This is a genomic window from Pseudomonas sp. NPDC089401 (genome assembly GCF_044749485.1).
Taxonomy (GTDB): domain Bacteria; phylum Pseudomonadota; class Gammaproteobacteria; order Pseudomonadales; family Pseudomonadaceae; genus Aquipseudomonas.
In genome coordinates this window covers 107,191-129,800 of the sequence record NZ_JBIVIA010000006.1, presented here as the reverse complement: position 1 = coordinate 129,800, position 22,610 = coordinate 107,191, and the positions used below count along the sequence as shown (strand labels likewise).

At 65.2% G+C, this 22,610-nt stretch carries 11 protein-coding genes; 7 read left to right on the top strand and 4 right to left on the bottom strand.

The features are described 5' to 3' along the window. Window positions 1-8: 8 nt before the first annotated feature. Genes ACIP21_RS15520 through ACIP21_RS15510 form a run of 3 tightly spaced genes read right to left on the bottom strand, consistent with a single transcriptional unit; the run spans window position 9 to window position 2,309 of the window. A complete protein-coding gene (locus tag ACIP21_RS15520; protein ID WP_400688965.1) occupies window positions 9-566 on the bottom strand; it encodes a peptidylprolyl isomerase in 558 nt (185 codons plus the stop codon). Then, entirely contained in the window at window positions 560-1,372 is an 813-nt protein-coding gene (locus tag ACIP21_RS15515) for an alpha/beta fold hydrolase (RefSeq protein WP_400688962.1), read from the bottom strand. Before ACIP21_RS15515 ends, ACIP21_RS15520 begins: the two co-directional genes overlap by 7 nt. A 13-nt stretch (window positions 1,373-1,385) precedes the next feature. Further along, a complete protein-coding gene (locus tag ACIP21_RS15510; RefSeq protein ID WP_400688960.1) occupies window positions 1,386-2,309 on the bottom strand; it encodes a LysR family transcriptional regulator in 924 nt (307 codons plus the stop codon). Between the two features lie 48 nt (window positions 2,310-2,357). Between ACIP21_RS15510 and ACIP21_RS15505 the strand changes: the two genes are divergently transcribed. From ACIP21_RS15505 to ACIP21_RS15490, 4 genes are all read left to right on the top strand, one after another. Beyond that, entirely contained in the window at window positions 2,358-2,672 is a 315-nt protein-coding gene (locus tag ACIP21_RS15505; protein WP_400688957.1) for a 3-phosphoglycerate kinase, read from the top strand. A 109-nt stretch (window positions 2,673-2,781) separates the two neighbouring features. Beyond that, on the top strand, window positions 2,782-3,381 hold the full coding sequence (locus ACIP21_RS15500; RefSeq protein ID WP_400688954.1) for an FMN-dependent NADH-azoreductase: 600 nt from the start codon (window positions 2,782-2,784) through the stop codon (window positions 3,379-3,381). 283 nt (window positions 3,382-3,664) lie between these two features. Continuing rightward, window positions 3,665-4,540, top strand: coding sequence for a carboxylate/amino acid/amine transporter (locus ACIP21_RS15495; RefSeq protein ID WP_400688952.1), 876 nt, complete (start codon window positions 3,665-3,667; stop codon window positions 4,538-4,540). A 1-nt stretch (window position 4,541) separates the two neighbouring features. Next, complete coding sequence (locus tag ACIP21_RS15490) at window positions 4,542-5,477, top strand: AEC family transporter (protein ID WP_400688950.1); 936 nt, start codon at window positions 4,542-4,544, stop codon at window positions 5,475-5,477. 114 nt (window positions 5,478-5,591) lie between these two features. On the opposite strand, the gene ACIP21_RS15485 is transcribed toward ACIP21_RS15490, so the two are convergent. Further along, a complete protein-coding gene (locus ACIP21_RS15485; RefSeq protein WP_400688947.1) occupies window positions 5,592-6,890 on the bottom strand; it encodes a mechanosensitive ion channel family protein in 1,299 nt (432 codons plus the stop codon). A 106-nt stretch (window positions 6,891-6,996) separates the two neighbouring features. Here ACIP21_RS15485 and ACIP21_RS15480 point away from each other — a divergent pair, with 106 nt between their 5' ends. The 3 genes from ACIP21_RS15480 to ACIP21_RS15470 all read left to right on the top strand — a co-directional run bounded on the left by ACIP21_RS15480 (window position 6,997) and on the right by ACIP21_RS15470 (window position 22,509). After that, on the top strand, window positions 6,997-8,358 hold the full coding sequence (locus tag ACIP21_RS15480; RefSeq protein WP_400688944.1) for a DEAD/DEAH box helicase: 1,362 nt from the start codon (window positions 6,997-6,999) through the stop codon (window positions 8,356-8,358). A 404-nt stretch (window positions 8,359-8,762) separates the two neighbouring features. Next, the gene (locus ACIP21_RS15475; protein ID WP_400688941.1) at window positions 8,763-10,472 is read left to right on the top strand and encodes a ShlB/FhaC/HecB family hemolysin secretion/activation protein; all 1,710 of its coding nucleotides are present in this window, start codon (window positions 8,763-8,765) and stop codon (window positions 10,470-10,472) included. A 25-nt stretch (window positions 10,473-10,497) separates the two neighbouring features. Next, entirely contained in the window at window positions 10,498-22,509 is a 12,012-nt protein-coding gene (locus ACIP21_RS15470) for a filamentous hemagglutinin N-terminal domain-containing protein (protein ID WP_400688938.1), read from the top strand. The last annotated feature ends 101 nt before the right edge of the window (window positions 22,510-22,610 follow it).

Sequence of the window (22,610 nt, the reverse complement as noted above, 5' to 3'; positions counted from 1 at the left end):
GCCTGCGGTCAGTCGATGCGTTTGGCGGACTTGATGTACACCGGGTCGGCCGGGACATCGCGCATGCCTTTTTTCACCGTGGTTGGCGAGTTGACGATCTGGTCGACCACTTCCATGCCCTGGGTCACCTTGCCGAACACCGCGTAACCGGCGTCGCGGCCCGGGTTGAGGAAATCGTTGTCGGCCACGTTGATGAAGAACTGGCTGGTGGCCGAGTTCGGGTTCGAGGTGCGGGCCATGGACAGGGTGCCGCGGGTGTTCTGCAGGCCGTTGCTGGCCTCGTTCCTGATCGGATCCTTGGTGTCTTTCTGCACCATCTGGTCTGTGAAGCCGCCGCCCTGGACCATGAAGCCGGGGATCACGCGGTGGAAGATCGTATTGTTGTAGAAACCGCTGTCGACGTATGCCAGGAAATTCTTGGTACTGATCGGCGCTTTTTCTGCATTGAGCTCGATGGTGACCTGGCCGAAGCTGGTGTCCAGCTGGACGTGCGGGGTCTTGTCGGAAGCCATGACGCTGCTGGCGAAGGCGACCGAGCAGGCGGTGAGCAGGAGTTTTTTCAGCATGGGCTCAATGATCCTTGAGAGGTGGAAGCGGCTGCGAGGAACTGCAGCAGGGTCTGGTTGAAGACCTCGGGTTGATCGAGGGGTGTAGCGTGCCGGGAATCGTCGATGACCACCAGCCTGGCGTTGGCCATCAGGGCGACGTAGCGTTCCTTGAGGTGTATCGGGGTGTAATCGTGGTCGGCGGCAATCACCAGCGTGGGACAGCGGATCTGCCCGATGCGTTCCTGCACGCCCCAGTCGACGATGGCGTCGAAGCTCTTGAGGTAGGCGCGCTTGTCGTTGCGCGCCCAGCGTTCGGCCATCTTCCTGCGCAAGTCCGCTTGCCCGGGCTTGGGGAACAGCCGTGCGGCCAGGCCCTGGCCCACCGCCTCGACGCTGAGGATGCGCGCCAGGCCCCAGCGCTTGAGCCACCAGATCCAGTCGCTGCGGGTGCGCCGCTTGACCTCGGGGGCGCTGTTGACGATGCACAGGCTGCGCAGCCATTGCGGGTGGTCGACGGCGAACTGGAAACCGACCATGCCGCCCATGGACAGGCCGACGAAGTGCACCGGGCCGGTGTCGAGGTGTTCGAGCAGGGCCAGCAGGTCTTCGCTGAAGGTGGCGATCTGGTAACCGTCGCGGGGCTTGTCGGAACGGCCGTGGCCGCGGATGTCCATGAGGATCACCCGGTAGTGGCGGCTCAGTTCCGGTATCTGCAGCTCCCAGTCCTGGCTGCTCGAGCCCAGCCCGTGCAGCAGCACGAGGGGTTCGCCCTGGCCGTATTGCTGATAATGCAGCGAGCATCCTTCATGTTCGAAATAGGCCATGGGCGCGGTCCTCTCAGGCTTGTGGGGGGGCTGCGAAGGGCACGTCCAGCGGCGCGGTGTCGAAATTGCGCAGCAGGTCGATGAGGATCTGCGTGGCCGGGCCCAGGGTCTTCTCTTTGCTCGAATAAAGGTAGAACAGTGGGTGGCGACTGCCACCTTGATCCAGCGGCAGGGGCTTGAGGATGCCGTCGCGCAGCTCGCGCTCGATCATGTGCCGCGGCAGCCAGGCAAAGCCCAGGCCGCTGCCGACGAAGGTGGCGGCGGTGCCCAGGCTGCCGACCGTCCAGCGCTGTTCGGCGCCGAGCCAGCCGACGTCGCGCGGCTGGGCGCGGCCGGAGTCGCGGATCACCACCTGCAACTGGCTTTCCAGGTCCTGGAAGGTGATCTCGCGCCCCAGGCGGTGCAGGCTGTGTTCGGGGTGGGCGACGGCGATGAACTCCACGGCGCTGAGCTCGCTGCCCAGGTAGCCGCCGATGCTGTAGCTGCTGATGGCCAGGTCGGCGATGCCTTCGTGCATCACTTCCTCGACGCCGGACAACACTTCCTCGCGCAAGCGCACCCGGCAGCCGCGGCTCTGCGGCATGAACGCGGCCAGGGCGCGCACCAGGCGGGCGCTGGGGTAGGCGGCATCGACCACCAGGCGCACTTCGGCTTCCCAGCCTTGCTCCATGTGGTGGGCCAGGTCTTCGAGCTGGCTGGCCTGCTTGACCAGGTGCCGCGAGCGGCGCAGCAGCACGTTGCCGGCCTCGGTCAGCACGGCCTTGCGGCCATCGATGCGCAGCAGCGGCACGCCCAGCTGTTCCTGCATGCGCGCCACGGTGTAGCTGACCGAAGACTGCGAGCGGTGCAGGGCTTCGGCGGCCTGGGCAAACCCGCCATGGTCGACCACTGCCTGCAGGGTCCGCCATTGATCCAGGGTCACGCGCGGCGCTTTCATGTTTGGCTCCTGTTGTCCTAAGCTGCGCTCTTTCAAGGAGAGCGCCCCGTGAAGAAATATTGTGCGGCAATACTGATGTGCCTGCCCCTTGGGGCCATGGCTTACCCCATCGATGTGGAGAAGACCGTGGACGGGGTCCAGCTGGACTACAACGCCGACGACACCGCCTACGACATCGGTGCCATAACCCTCAACAACTATGGGCAAGTGCCGGCGGCCTGCAAGGTGACGTTCCGCAATGGCCCCGAGGCGCCACGGGTGCGCCGGGTGAATGTGCCGGCCGGCAAAAGCGTGAATGTCACGGCCAAGTTCAACCGGCAGATCATCAAGCTGCGCATCGCGCTGGACTGCAAAGCGCAATAAAACGGATTAATCGATAGATTGAACCCACTTTTTACGCTTTTTAATCGATAGGTCAAGCCTTAATCTCACCTCCATCGAATCGCACCCCTTTTTGCCGATGGAGGCACCCATGTCCCGCGTACTGATCATCGAAAGCAGCGCCCGCCAGCAGGATTCCGTTTCCCGTCAACTGACCCGTGACTTCATCCAGCAGTGGCAGGCCGCGCACCCGGCTGACCAGATCACCGTACGCGACCTGGCGGTGAACCCGGTGCCACACCTGGACGCCAACCTGCTCGGTGGCTGGATGAAGCCTGAAGAACAGCGCAGCGCCGCCGAACTGGAAGCCCTGGCCCGTTCCAACGAACTGACCGATGAAGTGCTGGCCGCCGACGTGTTGGTGATGGCCGCGCCGATGTACAACTTCACCATCCCGAGCACCCTCAAGGCCTGGCTGGACCACGTGCTGCGTGCCGGCATCACCTTCAAGTACACCCCGACCGGCCCGCAAGGCCTGCTGACCGGCAAGCGCGCCATCGTCCTGACCGCCCGTGGCGGCATCCACGCCGGCGCCACCAGCGACCACCAGGAACCGTACCTGCGCCAGGTGATGGCCTTCATCGGCATCCACGATGTGAACTTCATCCATGCCGAAGGCCTGAACATGAGCGGCGAGTTCCACGAGAAGGGCCTGAACCAGGCCAAGGCCAAGCTGGCCGCAGTGGCCTGAGGCGCAAAGAATTCCCAACCCTGACACCTGTTTCAGCTCCTTTGGGTGTACCTGCCCGGCCTGATGGCCGGGCTTTTTTATGCCTGCCATTCTGCTATTGCTTGTGCCGGCCCTTTCGCGGGTAAACCCGCTCCCACAGGTTCAGCACAGGTTTTGAATGTTGTGATATCCCTGTGGGAGCGGGTTTACCCGCGAAAGGGCCGTCACAGCCCCCACATTCCTCATGGTTGAACACCAGGGCCGCACCCGCTAAGGTCGCGCCCTTGATTCACGAGAGGCAACCATGGGCTACCTGATAATCGTCGCGCTGATCCAGGCGTTTTCCTTCAACGTGATCGGCGAATACCTGGCCGGCCACGTCGACAGCTACTTCGCCGTGCTCGCCCGCGTGGTGCTGGCCGGCCTGGTGTTCCTGCCGCTGACCCGCTGGCGCCAGGTCGAGCCGCGCTTCCTGCGCTCGATGCTGCTGATCGGCGCGCTGCAGTACGGCATCACCTATGTGTGCCTGTACCTGAGCTTCCGCGTGCTGACCGTGCCGGAGGTGCTGCTGTTCACCATCCTCACGCCGCTGCACGTGACCCTGATCGAAGACGCCCTGAACCGCCGTTTCAATGCCTGGGCGCTGCTCGCCGCCCTGGTGGCCGTGGCCGGCGCCGGGGTGATCCGCTTCGACAGCATCACAGGCGACTTCTTCGTCGGCTTCCTGCTGCTGCAACTGGCCAACTTCACCTACGCCGCGGGCCAGGTGCTGTACCGCCACCTGGTCGCTCGCCACCCCAGCGACCTGCCGCACTACAAGCGCTTCGGCTACTTCTACCTGGGCGCGCTGATCGTCGTGCTGCCAGCCTTCCTGATGTTCGGCAACGCCCAGCACCTGCCCACTACCGACGTGCAATGGCTGGTGCTGCTGTTCCTCGGCCTGTGCCCGACGGCGCTGGGCCTGTACTGGTGGAACAAGGGGGCGTGCCTGGTCTCTGGCGGCACCCTGGCGGTGATGAACAACCTGCATGTGCCGGTCGGGCTGCTGTTGAACCTGCTTATCTGGAACCGCGACGAGCCCCTGGGGCGGCTGCTGCTCGGCGGTGCGATCATCCTCGCGTCGGTATGGCTGAGCCGTCTGGGCAACCGCACCACGGCGCCGGTGGCGGGCAAGGCCTGACATGCATACCATCATTGTCATCGTCGCGCCGATCTTCGCCCTGATCCTGGTCGGCTTCCTCTGCCGCAAGACAGACAAGCTGGGCGACAAGGCCGCCGCCGAAATCAACAAGATGGTGGTCTGGCTGTGCCTGCCGGCGCTGCTGTTCAAGGTCACCGCCACGGCGACCTGGAGCGAGATCTGGCACCCGGGCTTCATCGTCGCCTTCGGCGCCGGCGCGCTGGCGATGTTCGTCGTCACCCTGGCTTGGCGCCTGTACAGCGGCCATGGTCTGGTGGCGGCGAGCATCGACGGGCTCAGCGCCGGTTACGCGAATACTGGCTACATCGGCATTCCCCTGTGCCTGCTGCTGTTTGGCCAGCCGGGCTTGCAGCCGGCGCTGATCTCCTCGCTGATCGTGGTCTGCCTGGTGTTCGCGATTTCCCTGACGCTGATCGAGATCGGCCTGCAGGAGGAGCGGCAGATTGGCCGTGCGATCCTGTTGGTGAGCAAGGCATTGGCGAAGAACCCGCTGGTGATTTCGCCGCTGGCGGGGGCGGCCTGGGCCATGGGTGGATTGGGGCTGGCCGAGCCGGTGATGCATTTTCTCGACATGCTGGCGTTGGCCACCACGCCGTGTGCGCTGATCTCGCTGGGAGCGTTCCTGGCCGAGAAGCGTACCGGCTCGCAAGCCAGTCCGTGGCCGCTGGTGGCGTTGAAGCTGGTCGGGCAGCCGGCGTTGACCTGGGTATTGGCGTTCAAGGTGTTCAGCCTGCCGACCATGTGGGCGGCCTCGGCGGTGTTGCTGGCAGCGCTGCCGACCGGGACCGGGCCATTCATGTTGGCGGAGTACTACAACCGCGAGGCGGGGCTGATTTCGCGGACGATCCTGTTGTCGACCGTGGCGTCCCTGGTGACTCTGACCGGGCTGCTTTACCTGCTGGGTTATGCGGGCTGATCTGGGGCCGCTCTGCGGCCCTTTCGCGACACAAGGCCGCTCCTACAGGGAAATGCGATCTCCTGTAGGAGCGGCCTTGTGTCGCGAAAGGGCTGCAAAGCAGCCCCAACAATCTCAAACCTCACCCATCTCTTCCACCCGCCGCGAAACCGGCTCCACCCCCCGTCCAGCCAACCCCACCCGCATGTCATTGCCACTCGGCTGCTGATACAGACTCAACCCAAACTCCGGCAAAACCGCCAGCAGGTAATCGAACACATCCCCCTGAATCCGCTCGTACTCCGCCCACACCGTGGTGGTGGTAAAGCAGTAGATCTCCAGCGGCACGCCTTCAGCGGTGGTCTGCATCTGCCGCACCATGCAGGTCATGTTCGGGTGCACGTTGGGGTGGTTCTTCAGGTAGGCCAGGGCAAACGCCCGGAAGGTACCGATGTTGGTCAGCTTGCGCCGGTTCGCCGAGAGCTCCGCCACCGGTCCCAGCGCCTCGTTCCAGGCCAGCAGTTCCTGGCGCTTGCCGGCCAGGTAGTCGCCCAGCAGTTTCACCTGGCTCAGGCGCTGTTCCTCGTCGTGGGTGAGGAAGCGCACCCCGGCGGCGTCGATGAACAGGCTGCGCTTGATCCGCCGCCCACCCGACTGCTGCATGCCGCGGTAGTTGCGAAACGACTCGCTCATCAGGCGCCAGGTAGGGATCGAGACGATGGTTTTATCGAAGTTCTGCACCTTCACAGTGTGGAGCGTGATATCCACCACATCACCATCGGCACCCACCTGCGGCATCTCGATCCAGTCGCCCACGTGCAGCATGTCGTTGCTGGTCAGTTGCACGCTGGCGACGAACGACAGCAGGGTGTCCTTGTACACCAACAGCAGCACCGCCGACATCGCACCCAAACCCGACAGCAGCAACAGCGGCGAGCGGTCGATCAGGGTGGCGACGATGACGATGGAGGCGAAGATCCACAGCATCATCTTGGCCAGTTGCACGTAGCCCTTGATCGAGCGGGTGCGGGCGTGTTCGGTGCGGGCGTAGATGTCCAGCAGGGCGTCGAGCAGGCACGACAGGGCCAGGGTCATGAACAGCAGGGTGAAGGCCAGGGCGACGTTGCCGAGGAAGTGCTGGCTGGTCTCGGACAGCTCCGGCACCAGTTTCAGGCCAAATTGCAGCACCAGCGACGGAACGGTCTGGGCCAGACGGTGGAATACCTTGTTGTGGCGCAGGTCGTCGAGCCACTTCAGCGCCGTCTGCCGGGCCAGCAGGCGGGCGCTGTGCAGTACCAGGAAGCGTGCCAGGCGGCCGAGCACCAGGGAAATCAGCAGCAGCACGGCCAGGCCAATCGAGGCGTGCAGCAGTGGATGTTGGTCGAGGGTGCCCCACAGGTCGAGGCTGTCACGCCAGATGCGTTGGATGTCCATAAGCTTGTAAACCGGTCTTTTACAGCGAAACGAAGCGCCATTAGAGCGCGTAAACCGACGAAGTTGCCAAAAGAAATTCGGCTCCGGCGGCAGAAAACGTTACCCTATGCAACTGAATTTCCCGCACTTGCCTGAGGTTACCTCCGTGTTCTCCCAATTCGCCCTGCATGAACGCCTGCTGAAAGCCGTGGCCGAGCTTAAATTCGTCGAGCCGACCCCGGTGCAGGCCGCGGCCATCCCCCTGGCCCTGCAAGGGCGCGACCTGCGTGTGACCGCGCAGACCGGCAGCGGCAAGACCGCGGCCTTCGTCCTGCCGCTGCTCAACCGCCTGGTCGACCTCAAAGGCGGGCGCGTCGAAATCCGCTCGCTGATCCTGCTGCCGACCCGCGAGCTGGCCCAGCAGACCCTCAAGCAAGTGCAGCTGTTCTCGCAGTTCACCTACATCAAGGCCGGCCTGGTCACCGGTGGTGAAGACTTCAAGGAACAGGCCGCCATGCTGCGCAAGGTGCCGGACGTGCTGATCGGCACCCCGGGCCGCCTGCTCGAGCACCTCAATGCCGGCAACCTCGACCTGTCCCACGTGCAGGTGATGATCCTCGACGAAGCCGACCGCATGCTCGACATGGGCTTCGCCGAAGACATGGAGCGCCTGTGCAAGGAGTGCGAGAACCGCGAGCAGACCCTGCTGTTCTCCGCCACCACCGGCGGCGCGGCCCTGCGCGACATCATCGGCAAGGTCCTGAAAGACCCTGAGCACCTGATGCTCAACAGTGTCTCGCAGCTGGCCGAAGGTACCCGCCAGCAGATCATCACCGCCGACCACGACCAGCACAAGGAAGCCATCGTGCAGTGGCTGCTGGCCAACGAGACCTTCGACAAGGCGATCATCTTCACCAACACCCGCGCCCTGGCCGACCGCATCTACGGCCACCTGGTGGCCAAGGACGTGAAGGCCTTCGTGCTGCACGGCGAGAAGGACCAGAAGGACCGCAAGCTGGCCATCGAGCGCTTCAAGCAGGGCAGCTCCAAGGTGCTGGTGGCCACCGACGTGGCGGCCCGCGGCCTGGACATCGACGGCCTGGACCTGGTGATCAACTTCGACATGCCGCGCAGCGGCGACGAATACGTGCACCGCGTCGGCCGTACCGGCCGTGCCGGCGGCGAAGGCCTGGCGATCTCGCTGATCACCCACAATGACTGGAACCTGATGTCCAGCATCGAGCGCTACCTCAAGCAGCAGTTCGAGCGCCGGGTGATCAAGGAAGTGAAGGGCACCTACAACGGTCCGAAGAAGGTCAAGGCCTCGGGCAAGGCGGTGGGCGCCAAGAAGAAGAAGGTCGACAAGAAGACCGGCGAGAAGAAGGCTGCGGCCAAGCGCAAGCCGACCGCCAAGCCACGGCCGAATGCACCGCTGGCCAGCGCTGATGGCCTGGCGCCGCTGAAGAAGCGCAAGCCGGCGGCCGAATAAGGCCGATGCGCTTCCTCCTGTAGGAGCGGCCTTGTGTCGCGAAAGGGCTGCATGGCAGCCCCGCGATATTAGCGTTGATGCATCAATTCGGGGGCCGCTTTGCGGCCCTTTCGCGACACAAGGCCGCTCCTACAGGGCCAGCAGGCGCTTCTCATCTCGCTGTCGGCGTTCTCTGGCAGAGCCTTCGGATGGTCAACGTCCATCCCGTCACTTGCAACACGCTTGAACTTGATTGCCGTACCGGTAGCCAGTCCGCGGCGAATGAGGATGTGTTGTGCGGGTGAATAATGATTGACTGGATTGCGATCCGCTCGTCGGTTATTTGGCGATTTTTGGCGTTAAAAATTTGACGCGATAATGATGGCACAATAGTATCACCCCCTGAATTTTTACAGGGAGTGGGTATGCGGGCGCATGTTCATCTGGCGCCTCGCAAAGCGCTGTTCATCTTGCTGTTGGCTTTTACCGGCACTACCGCCCTCGCGGCCTCGCCCGGTGATCAGGACCTGATTCGCGACCGCCAGGACCGCCTGCTCCAGGAGCAGCAGCGCCGCCTGGAAGAGCTGCGCACCTTGCCGGGCAAATCCGCGCTCCCCTCCGCGCAGCCACCTGCGCCCGACGCCCGCTGCTTCACCATCCACACCATCGAGCTCAAGGGCGCCGACAGCCTGTCCGCCGCCGATCGCGATGCCCTGCTCAAGCCGTTCATCGACCAGTGCCTGGGCGTTCCCCAACTCAACGCCGTGCTCAAGGCCATCACCGAGCACTACCTCGGCCGTGGCCTGGTGACCAGCCGCGCCTACCTGCCACAGCAGGACCTGTCCTCGGGCCACTTGCAGGTGCAGGTGGTGGAGGGGCGCCTGGAGGGGCTGCGTCCCGATCAGGGCAGCGGCCTGAGCGAGCGCGAGCTGGCCATGGCCTTCCCCGGTGATGTCGGCCAGCGCCTGAACCTGCGGCAAATCGAACAGATGGTCGACCAGCTCAACCGCCTGCCGTCGAACAAGGCGCAGATGGAGCTGACCCCGGGCAAGGCGGTCGGCGGCAGCGAGGTGCTGGTGCGCAATACCTCGCAAAAGCCCTGGCGCGCCTCGCTGTCGCGCAACAACGAAGGCCAGCGCAGCACCGGCGAGCAGACGGCCAATGTCGGCCTGGAATGGGACAGCCCGCTGGGCCTGGCCGACCAGCTGATCCTGCGTGGCGGCCACGACGTGGTCAGTGACCACACCATCGGCTCCAGCAACGGTGTGCTGGCCTACAGCGTGCCCTGGGGCTGGTGGAACTTCAGCTACAGCTACAGCGAGAGCGAATACCGCGCCAAGGCCCAGGTCAGCGGCTTCGACTTCAAGCAGACCGGCGACAGCCAGAGCCACCAGTTGCGCGCCGAGCGCGTGGTGCACCGCGATGCCACCAGCAAGACCTCCCTCAGCGCCGGCGTCGCCCACCTGCGTACCAACAACTACATCGAGGACACGCGCCTGGCGGCCAGCAGCAACCGCCTGAGCGAGGCCCAGTTCGGCATCAACCATGGCCGGCGCCTGGGCAATGCCTTCGTCAACCTCAACCTGGGCATGCAGGACGGCATCGGTGCCTTCGATGCCCAGGCCAACGGCGACCCGGCCCCGGGCGAGCCGGTGGCGCGCTACCGCAAGTACAGCGCCACGCTCAGCTATGTGCAGGGCTTCGAGCTGTTCGGCGAGCGCCTGAGCTTCAGCAGCCTGGCCACCGGCCAGCGCAGCGAGGACGTACTGTTCAGCCCGCAGCGCATCAGCCTCGGCGGGCTGTCGTCGGTGCGCGGCCTGAAGGACCAGTCGTTGTCCGGCGACAGCGGCGGCTACTGGCGCAACGACCTGCGCTGGACCCGCCCGGTGACCTGGCCGGCCTTGCAACCGCTGGTGGCCGAGTATGGCCTGGGCCTGGGCTACGACCTCGGCGTTATCCGCAACGACCGCTACAACGGCGAGTACCACGGCCGAGCCAGCAGCCATTCGCTGGAGCTGTTCGCACGGGGCCAGCACCTGGCCGCCAGCGTGACCTTCGCCCACAGCCTGGAACGCCCCGGCGTGCTGACCGAAAAGGAACGCCCGGTTTACTTCCGCCTGGACTTCTTCATCTAAGCCCCCCTGATTGACGAGACCTGACATGGACGTTCGCCTGTTCGCCTTCCTGGCCCGCCAACGCTCGGCCCGCATTCAGCCGCGTGAGCATTTCTGCGGCCTGCCCAAACGTGCCCTGGCGCTGCTGCTGGCCAACGTCATGTTCTGGCAGCCCCTGTGGGCGCAGGCCGAAGGCATCGCGGTCAGTGGGGCAGGCACCAGCCTGGGGCAGGCGGGCAACGGCGTGCCCATCGTCAACATCGCCACGCCCAACGGCAGCGGCCTGTCGCACAACCAGTTCAGCGACTACAACGTCGGCCAGCAGGGACTGATCCTCAACAACGTCACCGACCGCACCGGGTCCACGCAGCTGGGCGGGATCATCCTCGGCAACGCCAACCTGCAGGGCAAGGCTGCGCAGATCATCCTCAACGAAGTCAACGGCGCCAATGCCAGCCAGCTGCGCGGTTACACCGAGGTGGCCGGGCAGGGCGCCCACGTGATCGTTGCCAACCCGCATGGCATCACCTGTGATGGCTGCGGCTTCATCAACACCCCGCGGGCCACCCTCAGCACCGGCACGCCGGTGATCGACAACGGCCAGCTCACAGGATACCGGGTCGACCAGGGCCAGATCGCCATCGAAGGCGCCGGGGTCAACGCCGGCAACGTCGACAGCTTCGAGCTGATCGCCCGCAGTGCCAGGATCAACGCCGAGATCCAGGCGCGCAACCTGGCGATCGTCGCCGGGCGCAACGATGTCGACGCACGCACCCTGGCCGCCACCGCGCGGGCCGATGATGGCAGTGCCAAGCCGGCGCTGGCGATCGACTCCAGCGCCCTCGGCGGCATGTATGCCGGTGCGGTGAAACTGGTGGGCACCGAGGCCGGCGTGGGTGTGCGCCTCGATGGCCAGATGATCGCCAGCGGCGGTGATATCCAGCTCGATGCCAATGGCCAGCTGCGCATGGCCCAGGCCAGCGCCAGTGGCAATGTGCAGGTCCAGGCCCAGGCCATCGATGCGCAGGGCCCGGTGCATGCCGCGCAGCAATTGCAGATGAGCAGCCAGGGCGAACTGGTCAACCGCCAGGGGTTGACCGCTGCGGGCCAGGTGCAACTGAGCGCCGGTGGGCAACTGAGCAACCTGGGCGGTATCCAGGCGGGTATCGCGACCGATGGCAGCCGTGTTGCCGACGCTGACCTGCGCATCACTGCCGGCTCGCTGGACAACCGCAACCAGAAGCTGATCGCCAGCCGCGACATGACGCTGAACGCCGGGGCCCGCCTGGACAACCAGGGTGGCAGCATCAGTGCCGGGCGTGATGTCGCCGCCAATGCCGCTGCCGTGGACAACCGCGCCGGCCGGATTGCCAGTCAGGCTGCCCTGGGCCTGTCGGGCAGCAACCTCGACAACAGCAATGGCCAGCTTTACAGCGATGCCGCGCTGACCGTGCGCCTCGACCAGGTGCTCGACAACCTCGATGGCCTGGTCTCCGGCGACGGGTTGGACATCCATGCCCTGACGCTGAACAACCAGCGCGGCGTGGTGACCAGCGACGCAGGCCTGGTGCTGGTCACCGGCGCCGCTATCGACAACCGGCAGGGCGAGATTTCCAGCACCGGCGACAGCCAGTTGCACGCCGCCGGCCTCGATAACCGCAAGGGCACCGTCAGCAGCAACCAGGCGCTGGCGGTGAACCTCACCCAGGCCCTGGACAACCGCAATGGCGTCGTGGCCTCTGGCCAGGCACTGGCGGTGAGCGCCGCCAGCCTCGACAACCGTGAGCAAGGCAAGCTGCTCGCCGACGGCGCGCTGACGGCCAAGGTGAGCGGGCTGCTCGACAACCAGGACAACGGCCTGCTCAGCGGCAACGGCGCCAGCGAGATCGACGCCGGCCAGCTGGACAACCGTGGTGGACGCCTGGTGGGCAAGGCGCTGCTGACCCTCAAAGGCCAGCAATGGGACAACCGCGGCGGCCGGATCAATGCTGCCGACGCGCTGACGATCACCGTCGACCGTTTCGACAACCGCGACCAGGGCCTGGTCAGCGGCCAGGCCCTGGTTCGCTACAGCGGCACCGAGCTGCTCAACCGCCTGGGCGTGTTCGGCGCCCAGGGTGACCTGTACTTGCAGGCCGAGCACCTGGACAACAGCGGCGGCAGCCTGACCAGTGGCGGCAACCTCGACGGGCGCATCACCCGCATCGAGCAACTGGGCGGCAAACTGTCCGCCAATGGCCAGCTGGGCCTGCTCGGCAGCGCGCTGGTGAACCAGCAGGGCGGCGTGGTGGGCGCAGGGCAAGGCCTGCATCTCACGGTAGGCACTATCGACAACCGCGGCGGCGAGCTGTCGGCGGCCCAGGCGATCGGCATCGAAGGCCAGCAGTTGGACAACAGCGGCGGCCAGGTGCTGGCCGGTACCGACCTGGCGCTGACTGTCGGGCAGGTAATCAACCAGGCCCAGGGCCTGCTGCGCGCCACCCGCCAGTTGACCCTCGACGGTCAGACGCTGGACAACCGCAACGGGCGCCTGTCCGGGGTGCAGGGGACGCGCCTGCAACTGGGCCAGGCACTGGACAACGGCCAGGGGCTGATCACCACCGAGGGCAACCTCGCCATCAGCGCAGCCAGCCTCGACAACAGCGACGCCACCCTGACCAGCGCCGCTGCACTGACCCTGGCGACCACGGGTGCGCTCGACAACCAGCGTGGCTCGATCACCGCCGACGGCACCCTCGACCTGCGCAGCGCCAGCCTCGACAACCGCGGCGGCGAGCTCGGTGCCCAGGGCGCGCTCGACCTCGCCACGGGCGCGCTGGACAACCGTGACAGCGGCCATGTGGTCAGCAACGACCGCCTGACCGTCAAGGCCGGGCAGGTCAGCAATGCCGGCAGTGACAGCCGTATCGACAGCGTCGGTGCCTTGTCGCTCACTGCCAGCGGTTTCGACCAGCAGGCCGGGCGCCTGCTGAGCAACACATCGATCACCCTCGACCTGGGCCAGGGCGCGCTGCTCAACCATGGCCTGGTCAAGGCGCCGCTGCTGGTGTTGAACAACCTCGGCAGCGTCGACAACCAGCACGGCGTGCTCGCCAGCCCACAGGCCTTCAGCCTGGCCGCCACCACGCTGGACAACCGCCAGGGCCAGCTGCTCAGCGACGCAGGCCTGACCGTGCGCATCGCCCAGGCCCTGGCCAACGCCAAGGGCCTGGTATCGGCCAACGGCCTGGACCTGCACGCCGCCAGCCTGGACAACCAGGGCGGCGTGGTCAGCAGCCGTGGCAACCTGGCCCTGGCCATCGACGGGCGCCTGGACAACCGCCAGGGCACGCTGGTCGCCGATGCTGCCGGCCACTTCAGCGCCAAGGTTGTGGACAACAGCCAAGGCCAGGTGTCGAGCAAAGGGCCGTTGGAGATCGATGCCGAGTCGCTGGTGAACACGGCGGGCACGCTGATCGGCCTGGACCAGTTGCAGGTCAACGGCGCCCAACTGGACAACCGCGCTGCGGGCCTGTTGGGCAGCAATGGCGCGCTGACCCTCGACGTCGACCAGGTCGACAACCGCGGCGGCGAAATCACCGGCAAGGCAAGCGTCGACATCGGCGGCACCTTGCTCGACAACAGCGACGGCGGCCTGCTGGTCGCCGGCAGCGGTCTGACCCTGGCCCTGCAGCAACTGCTCAACCGCAACCAGGGCGCCATCGAGGCCGAGGGCGACCTGGTGCTGAACGGCGCGACGCTGGATAACGCTGGCGGGCGCCTGACCAGCCAGCAGGACATGACCCTGATCCTGACCGGTGAAGCGCTCAACCGCCTCGGCGTGGTCAGTGCCGAGGGCCAGCTAGCCCTGATGGCGCAACGCGTGGACAACAGCAGCGGCCAGCTGAGCAGCGCCGGCCAGCTTCAGCTGACCAGCCAGGGCGACCTGCTGAACAACGGCGGCGAACTGCTCAGCGACGCTGACATCGTGCTGGCCAGCGCCAGTCTCGCCAACACCGACAAGGGCGTCGTCTCCAGCAAGGGCACGCTGGGCATCAACACCGGCCACCTCGACAACAGCCGCCAGGGCAGCATCAGCAGCAACCGCACCCTCGACCTGCATGCCGGCCAGTTGGACAACCGCGACGGTGGCCGCATCGGCAGCCGCGAAGCGCTCACCGCGACGGTGACCGGCCTCGACCAGCAGGGCGGCAAGCTGTTCAGCGACACCTCGATGCACCTGGACCTCGACCATGGCCAGCTGGACAACCGCGGCGGCCTGATCAACGCCCCGTTGCTGGTGCTGGCCAACCTGAACGGCGTGGCCAACCAGGGCGGCGAGATCTCCAGCGCCCAGGCCTTCAGCCTGGATGCCGAGCAACTGGACAACAGCAACGGCCGCCTGCTCAGCAACCAGGGCCTGATGCTGCGGGTCAACCAGCGGCTGGATAACCTCAAGGGCCTGATCGGTGCCCAGGCGCTGGAAGTCCATGCCGGGCAGTTGGACAACAGCGGCGGTACCCTGAGCAGCCAGGGCGGCCTGCAATTGAATGTCGGCGGCCTGCTGACCAACCGCGGCCTGATCGAGGCCCGCGATGCGCTGGCCGTCACCAGCCAGGGCCTCGACAACCGCGACGGCAAGCTGCTGGGCAGCACGATTGCCCTGGCGCTTGGCGGCGGAGACCTCGACAACAGCGGTGGCCTGATCACCACGGCCGGGCAGTTGACCCTCAACCAGCTAGGCACGCTGATCAACCAGCAAGGTGAGCTGTCCACCGCCCAGGCACTGCAACTCGATGCCAGTGCCGTGGACAACCGCCAAGGCAAGCTGATCAGTGAGCAGACGCTGGCGCTTGCCAGTGGTGCAATCGACAACCAGGGCGGGCTGATTTCCGCTTGGCAGGGGCTGACGGTCAGCGGCCAGAGCCTCGACAACCGCCAGCAAGGCACCTTGTCGAGCCGCGCGGGGGGAGTGCAGGCCAGCATTGCCGGCGCCCTGCGCAACAGCGAAGGTGGCGCCCTGGTCGCCCAGCAGCGGCTGGACGTCAGCGCCGCCAGCCTCGACAACAGCGCCAACGGCGTGCTGTCCAGCGCCGGTGCGCAACACCTGGCGATCACCGGCGCGCTGGACAACCAGGACGGTGGCCTGATCGATGCGGGTGGGCAGCTCGACATCGATGCCCAGGCCCTCGACAACCGCAGCGCACGCGTGGCCGCCCAGCAAGCGCTGAACCTGAACGCTTCGCGCCTGGACAACAGCACCGGCAGCTTCATCGCCCAGGGCGAACTCACCCTCGACCTGCTGGGTGAGCTGATCAACCGCCAGGGCAAGCTGGCCAGCGGCAAGGCACTGTTGATCCAGCGTGCCAAACAGGTCGACAACCAGGGCGGCGAGATCGTCAGCCAGGGCCTGTTCAAGCTGCTGGCCGAAAGCGTCGACAACAGCCAGCGCGGCACCCTCGCCGCCAGCGGCCTGCTCACGCTCACCAGCAGCGGGGCGGTGAACAACGCGGCCGATGGCCTGATCTACAGCCAGCAAGGCGACGTGAACCTGCAAGCGGCGAGCCTCGCCAACAGCAAGGGCAGCGTGCAGGCCAGTGGCGCACTGAATGTGCAAAGTGTGGGCGACCTCGATAACCAGGGCGGCAAGCTGATCGCCCAGGACGGCACCCTCGACCTCGGCGCGGCCAACGTCGACAACCGTGGCGGCACCCTGGCCAGCCTCAAACGCTCCCTGGCCATGCGCACCACCGGCGTGCTGCGCAACGGCAGCGACGCGGCCGGCCAGCGCGGCATTCTCCAGGCCCTGAGCCTGGACCTGCAGAGCGCCAGCCTCGACAACCGCGGCGGGCGTATCGCTGCGCTGACGGGCGATGCCTTGATCCGCACCGGTCAGCTCGACAACCGCGACGGCGGTGTATCGGCCGACGGCCTGCTGAAGGTGACTGGCAGCAGCCTGCTCAATGGCGGCGATGCCCGTGGCGAGATGGTCGGTCAGCGTATCGAACTGGCGCTCACAGGCGCGCTGGACAACCGTAGCGGCATCATCGAAAGCGCCAGCACGCTTGATGTTGGCGCAACGGCTCTGGATAACCGGGAAGGTCAGATTCGTGCCTTGGGCACTGCCGGCAAGACCGGCTTCCAGATCGGCGGGCTGCTGGACAATCGCAACGGTGCACTGGAAACCGCCAACACCGACCTGGAGTTGACTGTCGGCAACCTGCTCAACACCGACGGTACGCTGCTGCACGTCGGCAGCGGCAACTTCGGTGTCAGCAGCCAGCAGGTGATGGCGGCGGGCGGGCGAATGTCCACCCGTGGCACCCTGACCCTGGACGCTGACAGCTGGACCAACAGCAGCGTGCTGCAGGCCGGTACGCTGCAGCTCAACGTCGGCAACTTCACCCAGACCGCCAGCGGCCAGTTGCTGGCGACCAACGCGCTGATCGCTCGCGGTGGCGACTGGCACAACGATGGTGTGATTTCCAGTGACGGCACGCTGAGCCTGACGTTGGGCGGGAGCTACTCCGGCAATGGCCGGCTGACCGGCCTTGGCGCCATGAACCTGGCCGCCGCGCAGATGACCTTGGGCAATGCCGCCAGTATCGCGGGCGGCAGCACCATTGGGGTCGACATCAATGGGCAACTGACCAACCACGGCAGCCTGTCCGCCGCCACCGACCTGACCGTGCGCGCAGCTGGCATCGTCAACGACGGCGCCCTGGCTGCGTCGCGCGACCTGGTGCTCAGTGCCGGCACGGTGCTCAACGACCAGGCGGACGATGGCAGCCGAGGCTTCCTGTTCAGCGGTCGGGACATGACGGTTCGCACCGCCGATTTCACCAACCGCTACGCGGACGTCTACAGCCTGGGCAACTTGCTGGTTACCGGTGCCGCTGCGGGCAGTTCGGCGGCTTCGCTGCTCAACAGTTCCGGCAGCATCGAAGCGGCCGGCGACATCGATGTGCAGGCCGCTCGTTTCGTCAACGAGCGCAACAAGTTCAGCGCGACCCAGTCCGTCACCGGCGGCTACATCACCATCCGCTGTGTCCAGCACTGTGGCGATGGTGGTTGGGTACGCGGGCCGGCATACATCTACAAGACCGTGGAGACGGTCGTCCATGAGGACTCGCCGTCGGCGACCCTGGTGGCCGGGCATGACTTCACGGCCGATGCCTCGACGTTCCTCAACTCCCGCAGCGTCATTTCGGCTGGCAATGACCTGGCCATCACGGCAGGCAACATCACTAACCAGGGTGAGCGCTCCGAGTCGGGCACCGTGAGCAAGCAGATCGGCAAGGACGTGAAGATCGCCCAATCGATTTTCTATCAACGGATCAATGACGTGAAGGCCTACGATCGGGCGCACCCGAGCACGGGGCCGTTCGATCAGGAAGCGTTCGCAGAGCTGGTGGCGAAGTTCGACCCGGCGCTTTTCCGCGGCATCGACGAGCCGCTCACCGTCCAGGCCGATGGGCAGTTCATCGCCCCTGCGATCATCCAGGCAGGTGGCGCGGCGAAGCTCAGTGCGACCGGTGACATCAGCAATGTGGTGGTGCAGCAGGCAGCGTCGGGCCTGAGCAACCGCTCCTTCGACACTCACGTCAACAGCGTCACCCAGCCGATTGTCGTGCATCTGAATGCGCAATTGCCACCAGACCTGGCCCGCCAGCAGGTCGACCCGACCCTGTTGCCTGGCTTCAGCCTGCCCGCAGGGCAGAACGGCCTGTTCCGTCTGAGCGGGCAGGGCGGTAATGACGCGAGCGTGTCGGGCCAGCAATGGGCCCTGGGCACGGGCAGTGTCGCCACTCAGAGCCGCCAGGGCAGCGCACCCGGCTCGACCCCGGGTGAATTGCAGGCGGCGAATGCTGGCGCCTACAGCTCGGCAGACAGCCACATCGCCGATGTCGCCCACCAGGGTGGGGCCGTCGGCGGCCGCGCCAGCGCGCTGGGGGTGTACGCACCGGCAGATGCCTCGGACGATTTCACGCTGCCGCAGCGGCAGGCGAATACCGGTAGCGACCCAGGCATCGAGATTCCCGGCGTCACCCGCTTCCCGGCCAGCCAGTACGTCAGCAAACCCCAGAAGTACCTGATCGAAACCAACCCGGTGCTCACCGACCTCAAGCAGTTCATGAGCTCCGACTACCTGCTGGATAACCTGGGCTACGACCCGGATAACAGCTGGAAACGCCTGGGCGATGGCCTGTATGAGCAGCGCCTGATCCAGCAGGCGGTGGTAGCTCGTACCGGCCAGCAGTTCATCGATGGCCAGACCTCGGGTGAAGAGCTGTACAAGCACCTGATGGACAACGCCATCCTCAGCAAGAACGAGCTCAACCTGAGCGTGGGCGTCGGCCTGACGGAGGCCCAGGTGACGGCGTTGACCCACGATATCGTCTGGCTCGAAGAGCATGAGGTGAATGGCGAGAAGGTGCTGGTGCCGGTGCTGTACCTGGCCCATGCCAACAACCGCCTGGCCCCCGATGGTGCGTTGATCGCCGGCCAGGACGTGGAACTGGTTGCCGGCGAGGACTTGAAAAACGTCGGCACCTTGCGTGCTACTCGCGACCTGACCGCGACGACGGGCAACGACCTGAGCAATGCCGGGCTGATCGAGGCCGGCGGGCGTCTGGACCTGCTGGCTGGCAACAACCTGGTCAACAGCGCTGGCGGCATCATCAGTGGCCGTGGCGACGTCAAGCTGACGACGCTCGGCGGTGACCTGATCAACCAGCGCGACAGCAGCCGTGTTGCGCTCGACTATGGCGCCTATCAGCAACAGCTTGACTACCTGGACAGTGGCGCGCGTATCGAGGCCGGCAACGACCTGCTGATCAGCGCTGGCCGTGATCTGCTCAACAGCGGATCGGCCCTGCAGGCCGGCCGCGACCTGCTCGCCAGCAGCGGGCGCGACTTGCTGCTCAGCGCCACCGAGCAGTCCAACCATATGGAAAAGAACGGTCGCCAGCTCACTGGCACCGTCCGCCAGTCCGAGTCGCAGCTCGATGCCGGGCGCGATATCAGCTTGCAGGCCGGTCGTGACTTCAGCGCCATCGCCAGCGATATCGAGGCCAAGCGCAATATCGCCGTCGATGCGCTAGGCAGCATGACCCTGGCCTCCGCCGCGAACGAGGACCACTTCTACTCCAAGACCAAGAAGGTGACCGTCCAGGAGGATCACGTCAGCCAGGTCGGTACCCAATTGACCGCTGGCGGTAATGTGACGCTGACCACCGGCGAGGACCTGACGCTGGTGTCCAGCAAAGTCAGCGCCGGCGACGAAGCCTACCTCTACGCCGGCGGCAACATCGAATTGCTGGCCGAGACCGACAGCGACTATTCGCTGTACGACAAGAAGAGCAAGGGCAGCTGGGGCAAGAAGAAGACCCGCCATGACGAGGTGACCGACGTGCGTCATGTCGGCAGCCAGATCACCAGCGGCGGCGATCTCACCCTGGAAAGCGGTGGCGACCAGCGCTACCAGGCGGCCAGGCTCGAGAGTGGCAATGACCTGACCCTCGACAGTACCGGCACCCTGACCTTCGAGGGGGTCAAGGACCTGCACCAGGAGAACCACGCCAAGAGCAGCAACAGCCTGGCCTGGACCAGTGCCAAGGGCAAGGGCAGCACGGACGAGAGCCTGCGCCAGAGCCAGCTGGTGGCCAAGGGCGAATTGGTCCTCAAGGCCGCCGATGGCGTGCAGGTCGACCTGAAGAACATCGACCAGCGTTCCGTCAGCCAGACCATCGATGCGATGGTGCAGGCCGACCCTGACCTGGCCTGGCTCAAGGAGGCCGAGAAGCGCGGCGATGTCGACTGGCACCGGGTCAAGGAGCTGCACGACAGCTACAAGTACAGCCACTCCGGGCTTGGTCAGGGCGCCATGCTGGCGATCATCATCATCGTCTCGGTGCTGACCGCAGGCGCTGCCAGCGGGGCGCTCGGCACGGCGTTTGCCGGTGCCGGCTCGGCGGGCACCGGCGGGGTCATGGCCGCCGGTGGGATTTCCTCAGCCGGCACCTTCGCTGCCGCAGGCTGGGGCAACATGGCGCTGTCGGCGGGCCTGGGTTCGCTGGCGGGTACCGGTGCCGTCAGCGTGGTCAACAACAAAGGCAACGTGGGTGCAGCGCTGAAGGACACCCTGAGCAAGGACAGCCTGCAGAACGCGGCGATTTCCATGGTCGGGGCCGGGGTAGCGGCCAACTACATCACGCCCAACTTCGGCGGCACCGACGCAGCCTTCAAGAACACCAACGGCTTCAACCTGGGCACGCTCGACGGTATTGCAGGCTTCGGCCTGCAGGCCGGTGTCACTAGCGTTGCCTCGGGGGTGACGCAGACCGTCATCAAGGGCGGAAGCCTTGGCGACAACCTGATGCAGAGCCTGATGTCGCAGGCCGGCAGCGTCGTTGCAGCGGTGGCCTTCAATAACGTCGGCAGCTATGCCGACGAGCAGCAGATCAAGGCCGAGGGCCTCGGGGACAGCAGCGGTGCGGCCTTCTGGCGCGAAGGTGGCGAGGGCCGGATTGCCCTGCATGCCCTGACCGGTGGCGCGATCTCGGCTGCCACCGGTGGTGACTTCACCACTGGCGCAGTTGCGGCCGGGGCCAACCAGGCCATGGCCAACGTGCTCGACCAGACCTTCAAGAGCCAGCCAGCGTTGCGCCAGGCGTTCTCTCAGCTGGTGGGCGCCGCGGCTGCTGGCTTGGTCGGTGGCGATGTGAACAGCGGGGCGTGGATCGCCCAGATGGCCGATCAGTACAACCGCCAGGCGCACCCCGAGGAAACGCGCCTGATCAAGAAGGAGGCGCAGGCACTGGCCGACGCGGCCGGCATCAGCCCCGCCGAAGCCGAGCGGCGCATGGCCCAGGCGTTCGCCTACTACACCGACAAGCAGTGGCAGGATGTGCTGACCAAGCAAGGCCTGGTGATCGACGCCGTGACCATGGACTACCTGGCCAAGGCACTGACACCGATGGCTGCCGGCTACGATGTGACGCACGCGGCGGGTGACGTTCCGGTGGTCGAGGGCGGCAACAAGCAGTACACCCCTGAACAGACGCTGGCATTGCTCAAGGGGTATGCGAGCAACCATAGCGGCTACTTCAACGACGAGAAGATGTACGGTGAGTACCTGCTGGCGGGCAAGGAAAACGAGGACTACTACAACCGCAACCTGAATTTCGGCAAGGTCGACCCCAATGCCCAGCTGCTGGGCGCCGGCAAGGGCGTTGCCGACTCCGTGGTGGAGCAGATCAAAGGCCTGTACGGGTTGGGCGAAGGCCTGGTGACGAACCCGGAAGGTACCACCACCGGCGTCTTGCATGAGCTGATCAAATCGGCGAGCAATCCGCAGGATGTGGTCAAGGCGTTCCTTCAGGCCAAGCAGGATGCCGACGTCCAGGCGCGGCTCTTCCGGCTGCAAGGTGACCCTGGGCAGGCGGCTGAGGTAGAGGCGAAGTGGGCAACGGACTTCGTTTCGACCTTCGTTGCCGTTAACCATACTGCTAAGCTTGGGCAGGTCGCCGAGTCGCTGACGAAGCGGGTAAGTGCGGCGCGAGTGGCTGCGGATGGTAGCGGTGGGGCAAAAGGGTTGGCAGATGTCCCAAAGAATCCTAATCCTACTAGCGCGTTGACTGATGCCGAGGCAGGAACTAGTAGCTTGCCAAAGATCGGTTCTTTGAAAGGGGAGCCTGAGCTTCCACCCAAGAATGCGAGTCCGGAGATGGTTCGATCTATTGATCGGCAGAACGAAGCTGCGAAATCGCTTGCTCAGGCTGGGTATGACATTGAGCAGTTACCAAATATAAAGAAAAACGCAGCGAACCCCGACCTTAAGATAAATGGAGAGTTTGCAGATGTGTTCTCTCCTAGAACCAATAGCCCGATTTCAGTGCTAATGACTGTTGCTGAAAAAGTCGAGAAGCAGGCTCAGAATATTGTAGTGAATTTGGCAGATTCACCGTTGACCTTCAAGCAGATAGAAAGTGCATTGAGTGTCAGGTCAGTTGAAGGTTTAAAGAGTTTGTATCTTCTGAAAGATGGTCAGTTTAAGGTGATTGAGGCTGGGCGATGAGTATAATGATGGCGCTTGAGATTCAAGCTGGAGCTAGTCTTGAGAGTATAGCTGGTACTCTGTCGTCTATAGGGGAGAGCTGCTGCTTAGGCAATGCTAGA